Origin of the sequence: Neisseria sp. MVDL19-042950, from assembly GCF_030504625.1 — a bacterium.
GTDB lineage: Bacteria > Pseudomonadota > Gammaproteobacteria > Burkholderiales > Neisseriaceae > Neisseria.
The window spans coordinates 86,977-104,551 of the sequence record NZ_JAUKWH010000004.1 but is presented as its reverse complement, the minus strand read 5'-3'; the positions used below and the strand labels follow the sequence as shown (position 1 = coordinate 104,551).

At 54.2% G+C, this 17,575-nt stretch carries 15 protein-coding genes and 1 pseudogene; 6 read left to right on the top strand and 10 right to left on the bottom strand.

The features are described from left to right. Positions 1-8 precede the first annotated feature (8 nt). A complete protein-coding gene (locus tag Q0X97_RS05035) occupies positions 9-2,195 on the bottom strand; it encodes a UvrD-helicase domain-containing protein (protein ID WP_302066301.1) in 2,187 nt (728 codons plus the stop codon). Positions 2,196-2,387: 192 nt separating this feature from the next. Between Q0X97_RS05035 and sodA the strand changes: the two genes are divergently transcribed. After that, positions 2,388-3,014, top strand: coding sequence for a superoxide dismutase [Mn] (sodA, locus tag Q0X97_RS05030; RefSeq protein WP_302066302.1), 627 nt, complete (start codon positions 2,388-2,390; stop codon positions 3,012-3,014). Between the two features lie 167 nt (positions 3,015-3,181). Here sodA and Q0X97_RS05025 read toward each other — a convergent pair whose 3' ends face one another. Further along, positions 3,182-3,511: a hypothetical protein gene (locus Q0X97_RS05025; protein ID WP_302066303.1), complete on the bottom strand. Its 330-nt coding sequence runs from the start codon at positions 3,509-3,511 to the stop codon at positions 3,182-3,184. A gap of 269 nt (positions 3,512-3,780) precedes the next feature. On the opposite strand from Q0X97_RS05025, the gene alr reads away from it, so the two are divergent. After that, positions 3,781-5,070 carry an alanine racemase gene (gene alr, locus Q0X97_RS05020; RefSeq protein WP_302066304.1) on the top strand — a complete coding sequence of 430 codons (1,290 nt, stop codon included), beginning with the start codon at positions 3,781-3,783 and terminating at the stop codon, positions 5,068-5,070. A gap of 202 nt (positions 5,071-5,272) precedes the next feature. Here the strand turns inward: alr and rnhB are convergent, their stop codons facing one another. From rnhB to apbC, 7 genes and pseudogenes are all read right to left on the bottom strand, one after another. Beyond that, positions 5,273-5,863 (bottom strand): ribonuclease HII, encoded by a 591-nt coding sequence (gene rnhB / locus Q0X97_RS05015; protein WP_302066305.1) that lies wholly within the window; start codon positions 5,861-5,863, stop codon positions 5,273-5,275. A gap of 49 nt (positions 5,864-5,912) precedes the next feature. Next, on the bottom strand, positions 5,913-6,854 hold the full coding sequence (locus tag Q0X97_RS05010) for a hypothetical protein (protein WP_302066306.1): 942 nt from the start codon (positions 6,852-6,854) through the stop codon (positions 5,913-5,915). 268 nt (positions 6,855-7,122) lie between these two features. Then, positions 7,123-8,301, bottom strand: a complete 1,179-nt coding sequence (gene lpxB, locus Q0X97_RS05005; protein WP_302066307.1) for a lipid-A-disaccharide synthase — start codon at positions 8,299-8,301, stop codon at positions 7,123-7,125. Positions 8,302-8,497: 196 nt separating this feature from the next. Continuing rightward, positions 8,498-9,088, bottom strand: coding sequence for a hypothetical protein (locus Q0X97_RS05000; RefSeq protein ID WP_302066308.1), 591 nt, complete (start codon positions 9,086-9,088; stop codon positions 8,498-8,500). A 75-nt stretch (positions 9,089-9,163) separates the two neighbouring features. Further along, positions 9,164-9,811, bottom strand: a complete 648-nt coding sequence (locus Q0X97_RS04995) for a TIGR01621 family pseudouridine synthase (protein WP_302066309.1) — start codon at positions 9,809-9,811, stop codon at positions 9,164-9,166. A 13-nt stretch (positions 9,812-9,824) separates the two neighbouring features. Next, positions 9,825-10,396, bottom strand: a pseudogene (locus Q0X97_RS04990) (TMEM165/GDT1 family protein). 332 nt (positions 10,397-10,728) lie between these two features. Next, a complete protein-coding gene (apbC, locus tag Q0X97_RS04985; RefSeq protein ID WP_302066310.1) occupies positions 10,729-11,808 on the bottom strand; it encodes an iron-sulfur cluster carrier protein ApbC in 1,080 nt (359 codons plus the stop codon). Between the two features lie 277 nt (positions 11,809-12,085). Between apbC and Q0X97_RS04980 the strand changes: the two genes are divergently transcribed. From Q0X97_RS04980 to Q0X97_RS04965, 4 genes are all read left to right on the top strand, one after another. After that, positions 12,086-12,325, top strand: coding sequence for a TM2 domain-containing protein (locus tag Q0X97_RS04980; protein ID WP_085390014.1), 240 nt, complete (start codon positions 12,086-12,088; stop codon positions 12,323-12,325). Between the two features lie 200 nt (positions 12,326-12,525). After that, on the top strand, positions 12,526-13,800 hold the full coding sequence (locus Q0X97_RS04975) for a PHB depolymerase family esterase (protein WP_302066311.1): 1,275 nt from the start codon (positions 12,526-12,528) through the stop codon (positions 13,798-13,800). A 268-nt stretch (positions 13,801-14,068) separates the two neighbouring features. Further along, positions 14,069-15,538: a pyruvate kinase gene (gene pyk / locus Q0X97_RS04970; protein WP_302066312.1), complete on the top strand. Its 1,470-nt coding sequence runs from the start codon at positions 14,069-14,071 to the stop codon at positions 15,536-15,538. Between the two features lie 339 nt (positions 15,539-15,877). Next, a complete protein-coding gene (locus Q0X97_RS04965; protein WP_302066313.1) occupies positions 15,878-16,186 on the top strand; it encodes a PepSY domain-containing protein in 309 nt (102 codons plus the stop codon). A gap of 274 nt (positions 16,187-16,460) precedes the next feature. On the opposite strand, the gene Q0X97_RS04960 is transcribed toward Q0X97_RS04965, so the two are convergent. Beyond that, positions 16,461-17,477 (bottom strand): quinone-dependent dihydroorotate dehydrogenase, encoded by a 1,017-nt coding sequence (locus Q0X97_RS04960; RefSeq protein WP_302066314.1) that lies wholly within the window; start codon positions 17,475-17,477, stop codon positions 16,461-16,463. Positions 17,478-17,575: the final 98 nt, after the last annotated feature.

Below are 17,575 nucleotides of genomic sequence, written 5' to 3'. Positions count from 1 at the left end.
TATCTCTTTCAGACGGCCTCCAGCTTGGCAAACTTGGTATCCAGTTCTTTAATCCCTTCTTTTCCGAAATTCACGGTGAGCCGTGCGGATTCGCCTTTGTTGACGGCATCGATGATTACGCCGGTGCCGAATTTGGCGTGGCGCACGTTTTGGCCGATGCGGAAGCCTGCGTATTCTTGCGGCAGGTCGTAGTGTTCGACGGCTGTGCGGTTTTTGGTTTTGGGCACGTCAGTGAAGCTGTTGAAGCGTTTGGGCGGGGGCGAGAGGCGGTGCAGCACTTCTTCGGGGATTTCTTCGACGAAGCGGGAGACGATGCCGAAGTGGGTTTGGCCGTGCAGCAGGCGTTGTTGGGACATGCTGATGTAGAGGCGTTTTTTGGCGCGGGTAATGGCGACGTACATGAGGCGGCGTTCTTCTTCGAGGCCGCCGCGTTCGGCGAGGCTGTATTCGCTGGGGAAAAGGCCTTCTTCCATGCCGGTGAGGAATACGGTGTCGAACTCCAGCCCTTTGGCGGCGTGTACAGTCATCATTTGCAGGGCTTCTTCGCCTTCGCCGGCTTGGTTTTCGCCGGATTCGAGGGCGGCGTTGCTTAAGAAGGCGAGGATGGGGAAGAGCGGGTTTTCGGCGGCGTTTTCGGGCAGGATTTCGAAGTTGCTTTCAGACGGCCTGAAGGCGACGGCGGCGTTAACGAGTTCGTCGAGGTTGTCGAGGCGGTCTTGGTGATCGCCTTTTTGGGTTTGGTAGTATTCGACGAGGCCGCTGTCGCGGGTGATGCCGAGCATCATTTCTTGCAGGGATACGTTGGGGGCTTGGGCTTGGAGGTTTTCTATCAGGCGCACAAAGGCGGCGACTTTGGCGGCTTTTGCGCCCATGCCGCAGGCGGCCTGCCATAGGGAGATGCCTTGTTCGGCGGCTGCGGCTTGGATGTTTTCGATGGTGCGGGTGCCGATGCCGCGCGGGGGCATGTTGATGACGCGCAGGAGGGCGTTGTCGTCGTCGGGGTTGACGGAGAGGCGCAGGTAGGCAAGCGCGTGTTTGATTTCCTGCCGTTCGTAGAAGCGCAGGCCGCCGTAGATTTTGTAGGGGATGCCGGCGCGGAACAGGGCTTGTTCGATGATGCGCGATTGGGCGTTGCTGCGGTAGAGCACGGCCATTTGGTCGAGTGTGCGGCCTTCTCGTTGCAGGGATTTGGCTTCGTCTACGATGAATTGGGCTTCGTCGGAATCTATGGGGGCGGAGTAAAAGCGGATTTTGTCGCCGGCGGCGGCATCGGTGCGCAGGTTTTTGCCGAGGCGTTCGGCGTTGTTTTCGATCACGGCGTTGGCGGCGGTGAGGATGTTGCCGTCTGAACGGTAGTTCTGCTCGAGTTTGATGGGGGCTTCGATGTGAAATTCGTGCATGAGGGCGGTCATGTTGCCGACGTGTGCGCCGCGGAAGCGGTAGATGGATTGGTCGTCGTCGCCCACGGCAAACACGGCGGCGTGGTCGCCGGCAATGAGCTTCAGCCATGCGTATTGCAGTTTGTTGGTGTCTTGGAATTCGTCCACCAAAATATGGTTGAAGCGGTTTTGGTAATGGCGGCGCAGCACTTCGTTGGCTTGCAGCATTTCGTAACTGCGCAGCATCAGTTCGGCAAAATCGACCACGCCTTCGCGGTTGCACACTTTGTCGTATTCGGCATAGCACTCGATCATGCGTTGGGTGTGCGGGTCGGGGGCTTGCAGGGCGGAGGCGCGCAGGCCGCTTTCTTTTTGGGCGTTGATAAAGCCTTGCAAGGTGCGCGGGGCGATGATTTCTTCGGCGATGTTGAGCTGTTTGAGCAGGCGTTTGATTAAGGCGAGCTGGTCGGCGCTGTCGAGAATCTGAAAGGTGGAAGGCAGCCCTGCGTCTTTGTGGTGCAGGCGCAGAAAGCGGTGGCAGAGGCCGTGAAAGGTGCCGAGCCACATGGCGCGCACGTTAACGGGCAGCATCGCGCTTAAGCGGGTTTGCATTTCTTTGGCGGCTTTGTTGGTAAAGGTAACGGCCATGATGCTGTGCACGCTTGCCTGCGAGCTTTGCAGCAGCCATGCGATGCGGGTGGTAAGCACGCGGGTTTTGCCGCTGCCTGCTCCGGCAAGCACGAGGGCGGATTGCGGCGGCCAAGTTACGGCGGAAAGTTGTTCGGCATTCAAGCCTTTGAGCAGTTCTGTATTCATGGTGCGGATTGTAAGGCTTAGAAGTGCCTAAATCCAGCGAAGGGCACGGAACGGCAAGCAGTATTGCAGGAGGCCGTCTGAAAAAACCTTACTGTTTTGTGGGCTTTTCTTGCTTGCTTTCGAAATGAATAATAATTAATATCATTTTAGTTAATGCTTGATTAACCCGCTTCCGCCAAAGGAGATAATGATATGGCTTACACCCTGCCGGAACTCGGCTACGCTTACGATGCGCTCGAACCTTATTTCGACGAACTGACCATGAATATCCACCACACCAAGCACCATCAGGCTTATGTGAACAACGCCAATGCTGCGCTGGAATCACTGCCCGAATTCGCCGCCCTGCCCGCGGAAGAGCTGGTGGCACGTTTGGCGGAGCTGCCCGCCGACAAGCAAACGGCGCTGCGCAACAACGCCGGCGGCCATGCCAACCATACGTTTTTCTGGAAAAACCTGAAACAGGGCACGGAGCTGAAAGGCCGTCTGAAAGAAGCCATCGAACGCGATTTCGGCTCGGTGGAGAATTTTCAGGCCGAATTCGAGAAAGCCGCCGCCACCCGTTTCGGCTCGGGCTGGGCTTGGCTGGTGTGGGATGAAGGCCGTCTGAAAGTAGTGTCTACCGCCAATCAGGATACGCCGCTGATGGGCGAGGCGGTGGCAGGCTGCAAGGGCTGGCCGATTATCGGTTTGGACGTGTGGGAACACGCTTATTATCTGAAATACCAAAACCGTCGCCCCGACTACATCAAAGCCTACTGGCATGTGGTGAATTGGGACGAAGCGGCCAAGCGTTTTGAAGAGAAAGCGGCCGTCTGAAACCATTGCTCCGTTTCAGACGGCCTCTGATGCGGTTGTATTTTGAGGCCGTCTGAAAACCGTTCGGCAAACCGGTTCAAGTATGGGGGTGGAAACGAATCCACCCTATATTTATTTATGCGTTTTATCAATACGCTTTTCAGACGGCCTGCAACTTCGGCGCCCGTTCACCTGCTGCGCCGTTTCAACGCTGCCTGCACCGCTTCGCTTTGCAAAGCCTGTTGGAACATCTTCCGAAACGGCATCACTTCCTTGCTCGCCACCACGATAACCGCTTTGCCGCTTTCGGGGTTTTCCCAACGCGAAAACCACAAGCCGCAAGCGTGCGCCGCCATTTTCACGGCCTGCTCGGTTCGCGCGGCATCCATCGCCAGCCGGAACATTTCGGGATTGCGCACAAAATAATCGCGCAGCTTGTTTTTGGAAATCGCATAATCGGCACGGTCGCGGTCGATGGGATATACCGGCACGGGGAGCCGGTTGACGATATTCATCATGATGTCGGCCTCTCGGTTGCAATCTGAGATCGAATGTATCCGTTACGTTTGGCAAAAGTGTACCGCTGCCGCGCCGGTATGTGCAATCCGCCGTTGCCGAAGCATGCCCGTGCAGGCGTAATTTTTTTATGCGGTACAACCGATTTTCAGGGAATTTTTACGTCATACCCGCCTCTTACCTAAAGATAACGGCAGGTGCGGCAAACAACACAACGATAATCGCCTGCCTATCGTGCTTTTACCCGAAATAAAATCATAGAGAGGCTGAAATGAACCCGAAAAAAACCTTGTTGGCTGCCTGCCTGACCGCTCTGCTGGCCGCATCTCCGCTTTACGCCGCCCCGCCGCTGGGCACACCCGCAGACAGCGCCGCAATAAGCATCCACGGTGCAAACGCATGGATGGAAATCGACGTGCAGGCTTTTGAAGACAATATCCGCACCCTGCAAAAAGAACTCGACGGCAAATCGCAAATCTGCGCCGTCATGAAAGCCGACGCATACGGCAACAGCATCGACTTGCTGATGCCGACGGTTATCAAAACAGGCATTCCCTGCATCGGCATCGCCAGCAACGAAGAAGCCCGCATCATCCGCAAACACGGCTACACTGGCAAAATCATGCGGGTGCGGGCGGCTACCGAAGATGAAATCGTTCACGGCATGCAATACGATATGGAAGAACTGGTCGGCAACTACGGCCAAGCCAGCCGCATCAACGAACTCGCCCAAGCGGCGGGCAAAACCCTGCGCATCCATATCGCGCTGAACTCCGGCGGCATGGGGCGCAACGGTTTGGATATGTCCGACCCCGACATCCGCGAATCCGCCGTGGCCATCACCAAACTGCCCAATCTGCAAACCGTCGGCATCATGACCCACTTCGCCGTGGAAGATGCCAACGACGTGAAGCGCGGTTTGGAAGCCTTCCGTAAAGAAAGCGGCTGGCTGCTGCACAACGCCAAACTCAAACGCCGCGACATCATTCTGCACGCGGCCAACTCGTTTGCCACCTTAGCCGTACCAGAATCCCATTTGGATATGGTGCGCCCGGGCGGTTTGCTTTACGGCGATTCCATTCCCGAACGCACCGAATACAAAAAAACCTTCGCCCTGAAGAGCCGCGTCGCCACCGTAAACTATTACGGCAAAGGCAGCACCGTGGGCTACGACCGCACTTTCACCCTGCAACGCGATTCCAAGCTCGCCAACCTGCCCATCGGCTATTCGGACGGCTACCGCCGCGCCTTTACCAACAAAGGCCATGTGCTGATCCGCGGGCATAAAGTGCCGGTGGTCGGCAAAACGTCGATGAACACGACGATGGTCGACGTAACCGACTTCCCCGACATCCGCGCCGGAGACGAAGCGGTTTTGTTCGGCAAACAGGGCGACAGTGAAATCACGCAGGCGGAAATAGAAGAAATCAACGGCGCGCTGCTGGCCGACTTGTATACCATCTGGGGCACGTCCAATCCGCGCCTGCCCAAATCTGCCACATCCGTTACCGTGCCGCCGTTTATGCCGCGGGCCGAAGATTACCGCCCGATAGCCAGATAAAGCGGTACAAACGAAAAGAGGCCGTCTGAAAAGATGTTCGGACGGGCATGTTTAATCTGCGGCAGATATAGCGAATAAACCTGCTTTATCACGGTTGGCCATACTCCGGTCAAGCCCGAATATGGTTCGCGTTGTTTTTAAGCCGGCCCTACGGTTCGCTAAAGATTGAGGCCGTCTGAAAACTTTCAGACGGCCTCCTGTATTATTCAAACAACTTTCCCTGTGCCAGCAGCAGCTTCACCGGCGCAAAGTCTTTGCGGTGTTCGCCCAACACGCCGAACTCCGCCAATGCCGCCAGATGTGCCGCCGTGCCGTAGCCCTTGTGTTTATCAAACCCGTATTGCGGATAACGCGCCGCCAACGCATACATTTCGGCATCGCGGGCGGTTTTGGCCAGCACCGAAGCGGCGGAGATTTCGATGATTTTGCTGTCGCCCTTCACCACCGCCTCGGCTTCGATACCGAGATTTTTCGGAATGCGGTTGCCGTCTATCAGCACTTTCTGCGGCGGCACCGCCAAGCCGTGCACGGCACGGGCCATCGCCAGCATAGTGGCATGCAGGATATTCAATTCGGCAATTTCGGCCACATTCGCCGATGCCACGCTCCACGCCACCGCCTGCTCTTTAATCTGCACGGCCAGTTCGTCGCGCTTTTTTTCAGTGAGCTTTTTAGAATCGGTCAAGCCCGGCAGATGGTAATTGGGCGGCAGAATCACGGCGGCGGCAAACACGCTGCCCACCAACGGCCCGCGCCCCGCTTCGTCCACACCGGCGGTAAGGAAAGTAGTCATTTTCAGATAATCCTGTTTTCAGACGGCCTGCGAACTCCGTGCCGCCAGTTTATTCGAAAGTTTCCGACAACGGTTCGCCGAAATGGTGCCGCCAATATTGATCGATGATGTCGAAGGCTTCCGCTCGGGGCTTGCCCCGTATCTTTTTCAGCAACCCCGAAATGGGGCTGTCGGGATTAGCGGCAATGAAATATTGCCATGCCGCCGCATATTCGGGGTAAACCCGAGTGCCGTCATCCGAATAAGTAGGCGTGTTGTCCAATCCGCGCAGAAAAGCACCCGCGTAAAAAGCATAATCCTGTTCCGCGCGTTTTTTCAGACGGCTTTGCGGGTATTCCGCCAAGAATCTTTCCCACTTGACGATTATGTTGCCCAGCTCCGGCCAACTGACATTAACGGCCGCATCGGAAAATGCTTCTTGCTCGTCTTGCGCCGCTTTGATATTCAAATAAACGTAATAGTCGGAGCTGACACAGCATTCAAACAACTCCGGCAGATAGTTTGCCTGCGGCCGCAGCACCGCCGCCCCTTCGCCGACATCGACATACTCCAAACCAACCGCGGCGGCCTGCCGCTGCCGTTGCCGGAACAATGCGGTAGGGCGCAAATTCCGCTCGGTTTCTTTCCAATACGGCGCGCTGTAAAAATCGCCCAGCCATTGCCCGTCCAAATCGTTTAAGCGGGAAAGCACGCCGTTTTCTTTCCACAAACCCGCCTCATACCGTTCATACAATTCGTCTGCCTCTTGGGGCGTGGCTTTTTCCAGTTTCCGCTCGATTTCACGGGTTTCCGCCGCAAACTGTGCCAGCAGCGCCGACCGCTCGGCATCGGTGTCGGTTGTAAGCCCGCTTTGGGCAACTTCGGAAACGGCCTGTGCTTTTACCGAAGAAGCGGCGGTTTCGCTTTGCGGCGGTGCAACGGCGTTTCCGGCAGGTTCGCCGCACGCGGCCAGCAGCACCGATAAGGCGGTCAGGCTCAATTTGGTTTTCATGATGTTTCCTCTGCTTCGCTTCATTTGCGTTTGCCGTGCCGCAACTTCCATATTGCAAATAAACTTATTTTCGATACGGGGCGGCAAGCCGCAGACAGTACAAGCAGTACGGAACCGATTGTGCTGCCGCTTCGGCGGTTTGCAAAATCGTTCTCTTTGGGCTAAGGCGCAGCAACGCCGTAGCAATCGTAAGTTTGTTTGCCATCAAACCGTAACGGCCTTAGTTATTCAGACGGCCTCTTAATCATAAGAGGCCGTCTGAAAACTTCTATTCCGCTATATGGACGCCGGCTTCCGCCAGCACGGCCTTTGCCGCCAATGCCGCAGTATCTTTCTTCAGCAACAGATGCAGATCGTGAAAATCTTTCTGCAATGCGGCCACGTCTTGCGGCGACTCATACCATTCGGCCACAGCAGCCGCCAGCTTTTGCGGCTTGGCATCATGTTGCAGCAACTCCGGCACGGCTCCTTTGCCCAGCAGGATATTGGGCAAACCGACATGCGGCACTTTGATTTTGCGCTTCACATAAGCATAGGTCAATGGCGAAATTTTATAGCTGATAACCATCGGCCGTTTGCACAAAGCCACTTCCAGCGTAGCCGTGCCGCTCGTTACCAGCACCACATCGGCAGCGGTACAGGCCAAATCGGCATGGGCGGACATCAACTGCACCGGCAGCCCTTTGAATTCGACTTGGTTGAGAATCTCCAGCAAGCGCAAACGGGTGGCGACGGTGGCGACGGGCAGCAGAAAACGTGCGCTCGGATAACGCTGCAACAGCAGTTTGGCCGTGCGGAAAAACAGCGGTGCCATATAGTCCACTTCGCTCACACGGCTGCCGGGCATCAGGCAGAACACGGTTTCCCACAAATCGATTTTCATTTGCCGGCGCGCGGCTTGTTGATCGGCATCCAGCGGCATGGTTTGGGCCATCGGGTGGCCGACAAATTCGGCCTGTCCGCCCGCTTCGTGATACAGCGCGGGTTCCATCGGAAACAGGCACAACACGCGGTTGACCTGATGCACGATGGTATTTACCCGCTCGCGCCGCCACGCCCACACCGAAGGGCTGACATAATGCACGGTGGAAATGCCGGCTTTTTTGAGCTTTTCCGCCACACCGAGATTGAAGTCGGGCGCGTCGATGCCCACAAACACATCGGGGCGGATTTTTTTCAAATCGTGCACCAGCCCGCGACGGATTTTCAGAATTTCAGGCAACCGTTTCACCACTTCGGCAAACCCGCGCACGGCCAGTTTTTCCTGTTCATACAGGCTTTCAAACCCTTTGGCCAGCATGCGCGGCCCGCCGATGCCGACAAAACGGGCCTGCGGGCAGCGTTGCCGGATCGCATCCATCAAATGTGCGCCGAGCAAATCGCCCGAGGCTTCGCCGGCACACAGGGCAATGGTAACGGGGCGTTGGTTTGGGGTTGGTAGATTCATGAAATAACGTGTGATTTATGGCAGACGGTTATTGTACCGAAATATAAAGGAATAGGGGCGCGGCTGGGTTTCAGGCGGCCTGATGCTGTCTTGGATGACTGTAACTCGCTTAAGTTTGACGGCCGCCGCTTAAAAATCTAACAAGGCCGTCTGAAAAACTTTTTCAGACGGCCTTTCGGCAGCGTGCAATCCGATATCAGCGTTTCATTTCGTTCAAAATCGCGCGGATATTGGCCTGACGGTCGCGCACTGCCTGTTCCAAACGGATGATTTTTTCTTTTTCGCCTTTCTTGCGCGCCACATTAAGCTGGGCTTGGGTGCGCACCAACGCAGTTTGCTCATTGCGGATTTCGTTTTGCAGAATCTGCGTGCGGGAAAATTTCGGTTTGGCCGGTTCGCTAACCACCGGAGCCGGTACGCGCGGTTTGCGGGGGCTTTTTCTCGGTTGGTTGCGTAATTTGATTTCCACCGGTGCGGAAACGGCATCAACGGTGTTGGTGATGCCGTTGTTGCGTTGGGACGGCAGGATTTTAATGTCGTCATACGCACCGAATTGCTCCACTTCCCAAATCTGCTCGATTTGGTCGACAGGCTGCCTTTCTTCCAAAACATCGGCAGGCCGGGTATCGCTGATGCCGTTCATTTGCGAGAGCTTGCAGTTCCTACCGATTTTTTCGGTCGAAAACACGGCTCTGCCGCCGTTGTTACAAATATAAGTAGCGGCGTGGGCAGGCAGGCAGGCGGCCAGAACGGAAACCAGAAACAAACGTGAAGCAATCAATTTCATGCAGAATATTCAAATGGTAATAAAAATACAGGCGGCAATTATAACCATACCGCCTGTAAAAGTAAGTTTAAACGGTTAAACGGCAATTTTGCGGAACAAATCTTCCCAATCCGGCACCGCCCGCAACCATACGTCATCCGGCGGCGCGGTAATGTCGAAATGCGTGCCGCCATAGTCGAACAAGAGGTTTGAAGCATGTAAAAACAACCGCTCGGCAGGCGTGCCGCCGTATAAACCGTCCCCCAGAATCGGGCTACCCAAACTTTTCATCGCCACTCTTAATTGGTGGGTTTTGCCGGTATGCGGTTCCAACACAAACAGCCTCAGGTTGGGAGCGGCACTGCGGCTGTAAAAACGGGTAACAGCGGGGTTTTCCATATTGCGGGTGAGTTTCCATGCCCCGCGCCGCGCCTTTTCCATGCCGCCTTTTACCCAGCCCTGTTTTTTCAACGGTTTGCGGTCGCTTAAAGCAATATAGGTTTTACGCATGGTTTTGGCGGCGAACTGCTGCGCCAACACGGAAGCGGCTTTCTCGTTCAACGCCAGCAACAACACGCCGCTGGTGGGTTTGTCCAAACGGTGCACCAGCCACACACGCGGCAGATTAAGCTGCGCCGCCAGCATGTGCGTGAGGCCGTCTGAACCTTCTTCACGATGTACGGAAAGCCCTTGCGGTTTGTTCACGGCCACAAAATCATGATGCCGAAATAAGATGTCCAACATTTTTCAGACGGCCTCAACTCAATAGAATGCTCTGCCCTATCACCGTGAGCATGCCCAAAAAACAGAACAGCATGCATGCCGAAATACGCACGGCTTTGGCGGGAATTTTCCTCAGCAGCATTTCACCTAAATACACTACCGGCACGTTGACCAACAACATGCCGAACACGCTGCCGATCAACACCCAAAACATTTCTTGATATTTTGCCGCCAGCAACACCGTGGCGATTTGGGTTTTATCGCCGATTTCGGCCAAGAAAAACAATGTCGATGCGGCTCCGAACGCACCGTATTTCAACCAGCGGCCGTCGGGATTGTCGTCTTTGTCGGGCAGAAGCAGCCACAAACCGATGATAATAAAGCTCAGCCCCACGCCCCATTTCATCACGTCGGGCGAAATAAAATGCGCCAGCCACACGCCGAGTACGGCGGAAATCAAATGGTTTAGCAAAGTAGCGACAAACATGCCGGCCACAATAGCGTTTTTTTGGGCAAAACGGGCGGCAAGAAACAAGGCGAGCAATTGGGTTTTACGCCGATTTCGGCAATGGCCACGCCTATGGTTGAAGAAAATAAAGCTTCCATTCAGATACTCAAACCGTCGGGCAGACTAAAAAGCACGGCAGCCGCGCCCAACCGACGGCTTGCGTGCCTTAAGTCTTGCCTGTCTCCGGCTTGCGCAGAAGATGCCGTTGCCATGCCCGCAGGCAATTATGTTGACAACAGCTCCGGCCTGCCTGAAACGGGCCGGATGGCTACTCCCTTAAGAGCGAAAGCGAATTATATCGTGAACTGTTTTGAAATTCTATGAAAAGGGCAATTTGCAAGTGTAAAACCGGCATCGGGCGGATCAAAATCAAACAATCGGAATCCGTCGGGCAGGGATTCCGATTGTGCATTATGCTGCGGGGAATATTTTATTCGACCACGATTTTCGGGAAGCGGCTGCTGAAATCTTTTCCTTTATCGGCAACGGCTTGGGCAATCTGCCATGCGGCTCGGGTGTAAATTTCAGCGACGGCGGGGTTATCCGTCTGCATCTGCTCCGCCGTACCTTTATCCATGGCTTCGCGTACGGGCAGGCTCAAAGGCAACTGGCCGAGCAGCCGCACGCCGAGTTTTTCCGCCAGATTTTTGCCGCCGTCGCTGCCGAAAATGGCTTCGGCGTGGCCGCATTTGGAGCAGATGTGTACCGACATGTTTTCCAACACGCCGAAAATCGGGATATTCACTTTTTGGAACATATCCACCGCTTTGCGGGCATCAATCAGGGCGATGTCTTGCGGCGTGGTAACCACCACCGAGCCGGTAACGGGGATTTTCTGCGACAAGGTAAGCTGGATATCGCCGGTGCCCGGGGGCAGATCGATGAAGAGGTAATCCACGTCGTCCCATTCGCTTTGGAACAGCAACTGCTGCAAGGCTTGGCTCAGCATCGGGCCGCGCCATACGACGGCTTGGTCGGTATCCACCAAAAAACCGATGGACATAACCTGCACGCCGCTTTCGGCGGTAACGGGTATCAGCTTCTTATTTTTCTGGTCGGGCTTGCCGTCGGCCACGCCGAGCATGGTCGGCTGGCTGGGGCCGTAGAGGTCTGCGTCCAACACGCCCACGCGCGCGCCCATGCGCGACATGGCCACGGCCAAATTGGCGGTGGTGGTCGATTTACCCACGCCGCCCTTGCCCGATGCGATGGCAATAATGTTTTTCACGCCTTTGATGGTGGAAACGCCGGGCTGCACTTTATGGGTGCCGACAAGCACGTCTATGCTCAGATGCACCGCCATATCGCCGGCAAGTCCGTTTAAGGCCGTCTGAATGCGTTGGCCCAGCTCTTGTTTGATATGGTTGACGGGATAGCCGAACTGCAATCCGATATGCAGGCCGTCTGAATGTTTTTCTACCGATTTTACGGCTTTTTCACCGCCGAGCGTGCGGCTGCTTTGGGGAACAAGCACTGCATCGAGTGCGGCTTGTATGGCTGGAATATTCATAAGGCTGAATCTCTCAATCGTGTGTGGCGGTATTCTATAACAAAACGGGGCAGAGGCCGTCTGAAAATACCGCCGCACTCGCTTGAAAGCGGCCGATAGCAATAAACTTTCAACTTGCTGCGGCGTTGCAGCGCCTTGCCGCCTTGTATCGGAAAGTTAGGTACATTTGCTGCATCAAGCCTGCCGTTTGCCTGTTTTTACGCAACGCCTACTTTAATTTAAGACGGCCTGCGCCATTTTAAAAGCCGTAATATGTTCACATTCAAAAGGAAAACCCATGCAAGTACCCGTTTCTTATGCCGCGTCCTACCCGCACACCTGCAACAAAGCCCTGTATGTAGCGATGGCTCTGCTGTTCGGTACGTTCGGCGTACATAAATTCTGTGCCGGTCGGGTTGGAATGGGCATTCTGTATTTTCTGTTCAGTTGGACATTCATTCCCACCGTCGTGGGCATCATCGAAGGCGTTTTGGCCGCCTTCAAACCCACCGATTCTTTAGGTGCCATTGTGGTTTAGAGCCGCCGAACGCCGTTTATCGGTTCCGTTTTCAAAGAGGCCGTCTGAAACATTTCAGACGGCCTCTTGCCGTGAATGGCAACGTTTATTCATTTATACCGCCGCTCCGACTTTCTTTGAGGATAGTATTTTCGCAAAAGGTATATTATATCAATCGCATAGGCCTTATCGTTCCCCTCCCCCACCGAAAGCAGGAAACCATGAAAAAAATCATTACCGTTTTAGCCGCCGCAGGGTTGACCGTCGCACTGTCCGCCTGCCAAAGCCTGCTCCCGCCTGCCGACAGCAGCAGCCATATCCGCAATATCACCGCCGTAACCGAAGTATTCGGCGACGGCCAGAAAATCACCGCCGCCATCGTACAATACGATACGCCGATCGACGGCGCTTCGTTGAGTGCAAACGATTACAACGTTGCGGGGCGCACCGTTACCCATGTTTACGCCAGCGATACCACCGACAAAGCCGGACAACCTAAAAACAACGGCGAATATGTGGTTATCGAGCTTTCCCCCGCCGACGAAGATGCCGTGGCTTTCGGACGCGAAGGGCGCGACATCATCCGCCGCAAGCCCGAATTGAGCGTGATGCAGAAAGGCGCGGTTACCACCGTACGCGGCCGTACTCTGGCCGCCGGCGACCATGCCATCCGAAGCAGCCAAGTCATCAACCGCATCGTCGATGATTTCCGACAATCCGACTTTACCGACCCGCAAACCGGCATTACCGTCAAATACAACCTGTTCGTACCGAAAGATTACAACCCGCAAAAAACCTACCCATTGGTGCTGTTCCTCCACGATGCGGGCGTAAACGGCAGCGACACCCAAACTGCTTTGCAGCAGGGTTTGGGAGCCGTGGTATGGGCCTCTCCCGAAGAGCAGGAAAAGCACTCCGCTTTCGTATTGGCACCGCAATTCGACTATTCCGCTGCCAACGATCAGCTCCAAACCGCCCTCATTCCCGCAGCCACGGCCAACCTGATTAAACATCTGGAAACCGAATACCGCATCAACCCCGCCCGACGTTACGTTACCGGCCAATCCGACGGCGCTATGCTGGCAATGGCGATGAACATCAAATATCCCGATTTGTTTGCCGCCTCTTACCTTGTGGCCGGAAAATGGGATGCCGCACTGGTTATGCCGCCGCTTGATCACAAAATGTGGATTACCGTTGCCGAAAGCGATGAAAAAGCCCACTCGGGCATGAGTGCCGTTACTGCAAATTTGGAAAACCACGGTGCGAAAGTAGCCCGCGCGACATGGAGCGGCTTCGCCACACCGGTCGAACTTGATGCCGCGGCCAAAGCCATGCACGCCCAAGATGCCGATATCCGTTACGTTGCTTTGCAACAAGGCGCAGCCGCACCCGAAGATCAGAATGGCGATTCCTACGCAAACCATATGAACACATGGCGCATTGCCTACGGTATTGCAAACATCCGCGATTGGTTGTTTGAACAATACAAATAACGGCGTTCCCGAGGCTGTCTGAAATATTACTACTCAATATTTCAGACGGCCTTTCTTATATAGAAACGGCAAATATTCCCGTTCTTTCAAAAAATTAATTCAAATATCATCGCCGCTCTTCCCGCAATTCAAACTTCGTTTCCTACAAAAATTATCTAAATATTTAGCTTAAATCATAAAAACCTGTAATTTTCCAACATATAAAAACAATTCGAGTTACAATTCCGCAACAAACCCAATTCCAGTTTTGAATGAAAGGACAACGTCGATGAGCACGCCAAAACGCGATTTAACCCGCATCAGACACAATACTAAAATCGTCGCCACACTCGGCCCCGGCAGTAATAATGTCCAACTGCTTGAAGATATGATCCGTATCGGCGGCCTGAATGTAGTCCGCTTCAACTTCAGCCACGGCACCGCCGAATTCCATCAAGAAAACGCCCGTATCGTGCGCGAAGCCTCCCAACGCGCCGGCCGCGAAGTAGCGATTATGGCCGACTTGCAAGGCCCGAAAATCCGCGTGGGCAAACTCGAAGGCGGCAGCATCCGACTGGAAGCCGGCGAAAAACTGCTTTTGGATGCCGCACTGGAAGGCGAAGGCAACCGCGAACGCGTCGGCCTTGACTACCGCGATTTACCCAACGATGTGAAAGCGGGCGACATCCTGCTGCTTGACGACGGCTTGCTGACTCTGATTGTCGACAGCGTCAACGGCAGCGAAATCCTGACCACCGTTCAAAACAGCCATGTGCTGAAAAGCAATAAAGGCATCAACAAACAAGGCGGCGGCCTGTCTGCCGGCGCGCTGACCGAAAAAGACTTCCGCGACCTGAAAACCGCCGTCGGTATCGGTTGCGATTATTTGGCCGTCAGTTTCGTAAAATCCGCCGAAGATATGAAAATTGCCCGCGAGTTGGTCGAACAGGAAATGAAAGGCAGCGATGCCGTCCGCCCCGGTTTGGTGGCGAAAATCGAACGTGTGGAAGCCATTACCAATCTGGACGAAATCATTCTGGCTTCAGACGGCATCATGGTTGCCCGTGGCGATTTGGCGGTGGAAGTCGGCAATGCCGCCGTACCCGCCCTGCAAAAACGCATGATACGCCGCGCCCGCGAGCTGCGCCGTTTCAGCATCACCGCCACCCAAATGATGGAAAGCATGATCACCAATCCCGTGCCGACCCGCGCCGAAGTGAGCGATGTGGCCAATGCCGTGCTTGACGGCACCGATGCGGTAATGTGCTCCGCCGAAACCGCCGTAGGTGCGTATCCGTTTGAAACCGTGCGCCAAATGGCGATTATCTGCGCCGCCGCCGAAGCCGAACAAGACTCGCTCAACGGTGTCAGCGAGGAACACAATGAAGAAGCGGTCAGCATCAATCTGGCGATTGCCGGCGGAGCTGTCAATGTAGCCCGCGCCGTTAATGCAGAGGCGATTGTGGCCTTGACGGAGAGCGGTTCCACCGCCTTTGAAATCAGCCGCCACAGCATCCAACTGCCGATTTACGCGCTCACGCCAAGCGTTTCCGCCCAACGCCGCATGGCCATGTATCGCGGCGTGCGCCCGCTGAGGCTCGCCACCAGTACCGACCACGATACTGCTTTGGACGAAGTGGAAGCCATGCTGGTCGAGCGCCAAGTGCTCTCCAGCGGCGACAAATACATCATTACCAGCGGCTCGCGTATGCGTGAAACCGGTTCGACCAATATGCTGCAAGTATTTGTTGTGCACTAACGTTTGGAAAAAAGTAAAAGCAGACCGATACCGGTCTGCTTTTTTCATTTGATCTTGCGGATTGCTTTAGCCTCAGGCCGTCTGAAACACTTCGTCCGTTTTGATATGGCAAATAAACTTATTTTTGACATGAGGCGGCAAGCCGCAGACGGTACAAGCAGTACGGAGCCGATACTGTTGCCGCTTCGGCGGTTTATCAAACCGTTCCCTTAAAGCTAAAGCACAGCAAGTTAAGTTTATTTGCCATAGCGGGCTAATTTTTAGCTAATGGTACCGACATACAATAAAAACATCGGGACAGAGATTTCTTATTTTAAATGGCTTAAAAAGGATACCGTTATGTTAAACCTGAATAAAACCATCGCCGTCCTGCTGGCTTCCGTTTTCGCAGTTGCTGCCGCGCCCGTCATGGCCGACGATGATTATTACCTGCATCAAAACCCGGGCAAATACATTACCCATGATGCCGCAGCCAAAGCCGCGTTAAAAAAATTTCCCAATGCCTACATCAAAGAAGTTGATTTCGACATGAGCCGTTACCGCGGCGCACATTACGATGTCGACTTGATTACCAAAGACGGCAGAGAATATGATGTCATTATCGATGCCCGCAACGGCAAAATTTTGTCTTCGCACATCGATTATTGATTCCGCTTGCTTTACGACAGCCTGAAAACCACGTGTTTTCAGGCTGTTGCCGTTATCAGGCTAAAGTAACAACCAACCGGTATTTTTCAGACGGCCTCCGGCCTTTGTAAAATCGACGTTGGTATGAATGCAGTGCAAAGCACGGCAACACCGCAGGCACATGCATATCATCACAAAATTAAATGCTTGAACCGCCAATACACACAGCCGCTATGCTCAAATCGGTTTGAACATAGCGGCTGTATACAAAATGCCATTAAAAATACCCGTTCCGTTATCCTTTTGCCGCACAGCAAGCACGGATACATTCTTTCACCAGCTCAGGGCCGGCATATATCATGCCGCTATACACTTGAACGGCAGCCGCACCCAAACGCATTTTCTCAACCGCATCTTCACCGCTCATAATGCCACCCACACCGATTACGGGCAGTTTGCCTTCAAGGTGCGCCACCAAAAGTTTCAATACCCGATTGCTTTTCTCGCGTACCGGCAAGCCGCTCAAGCCGCCCTGCTCTCCTGCAAGCGTATGTTGGCCGAGCGCTGCTTTATCGATTGTCGTATTGGTGGCGATAATACCGTCCATTTCGGTTTGCACCGCCACATGTGCAATATCGGCGATTTGGGCTTCATCTAGATCCGGAGCGATTTTTACTGCCAGCGGCACATAACGGCGGTGAATGGCGGCAAGACGCGCTTGTTTGTTTTTCAAGGCTTCAAGCAATGCACTCAGTTCGTCGCTGCCTTGCAATGCGCGCAGATTTTTGGTGTTGGGAGAAGAAATATTTACCGCGATGTAGCTCGCGTAGGCATAGGCCTTTTCCAAGCAGATCAAATAATCTTCCGCTGCCTTCTCTATGGGGGTATCGGCATTTTTACCGATGTTGATGCCGAGCACGCCGCTGTAACGGCTGTTCTGAATATTTTTAACCATGGCATCAATACCGTGGTTATTAAACCCCATACGGTTAATAACCGCCTGATGTTCCGGCACACGGAACAAACGCGGCTGCGGATTGCCGTGCTGGGGACGCGGTGTTACCGTGCCCACTTCGATAAAGCCGAATCCTAATGCGGCCAAGGCATCAATATATTCCCCGTTTTTATCCATACCGGCCGCCAGCCCCACAGGGTTGGGCAGGTCAAGCCCCATCAACTTAACCGGGCAGGTTTGATGGTTGACTTTGGGCAACAATCCGAGTTTATAGGCACTGTTTAAACCTGAAAGCGCAAAATTGTGGGCTTTTTCAGGATCGGTTTTAAATAAGAAAGGGCGGATAAAAGAATACATGGTGATTAAGCCGTTTTAGATTTTTTTGTGGATTACTATTTTACCTCAATGGTAAAAGTTAGGTGGCAGTTAGCCTTGCGTTTGCGCCAAATCAAACA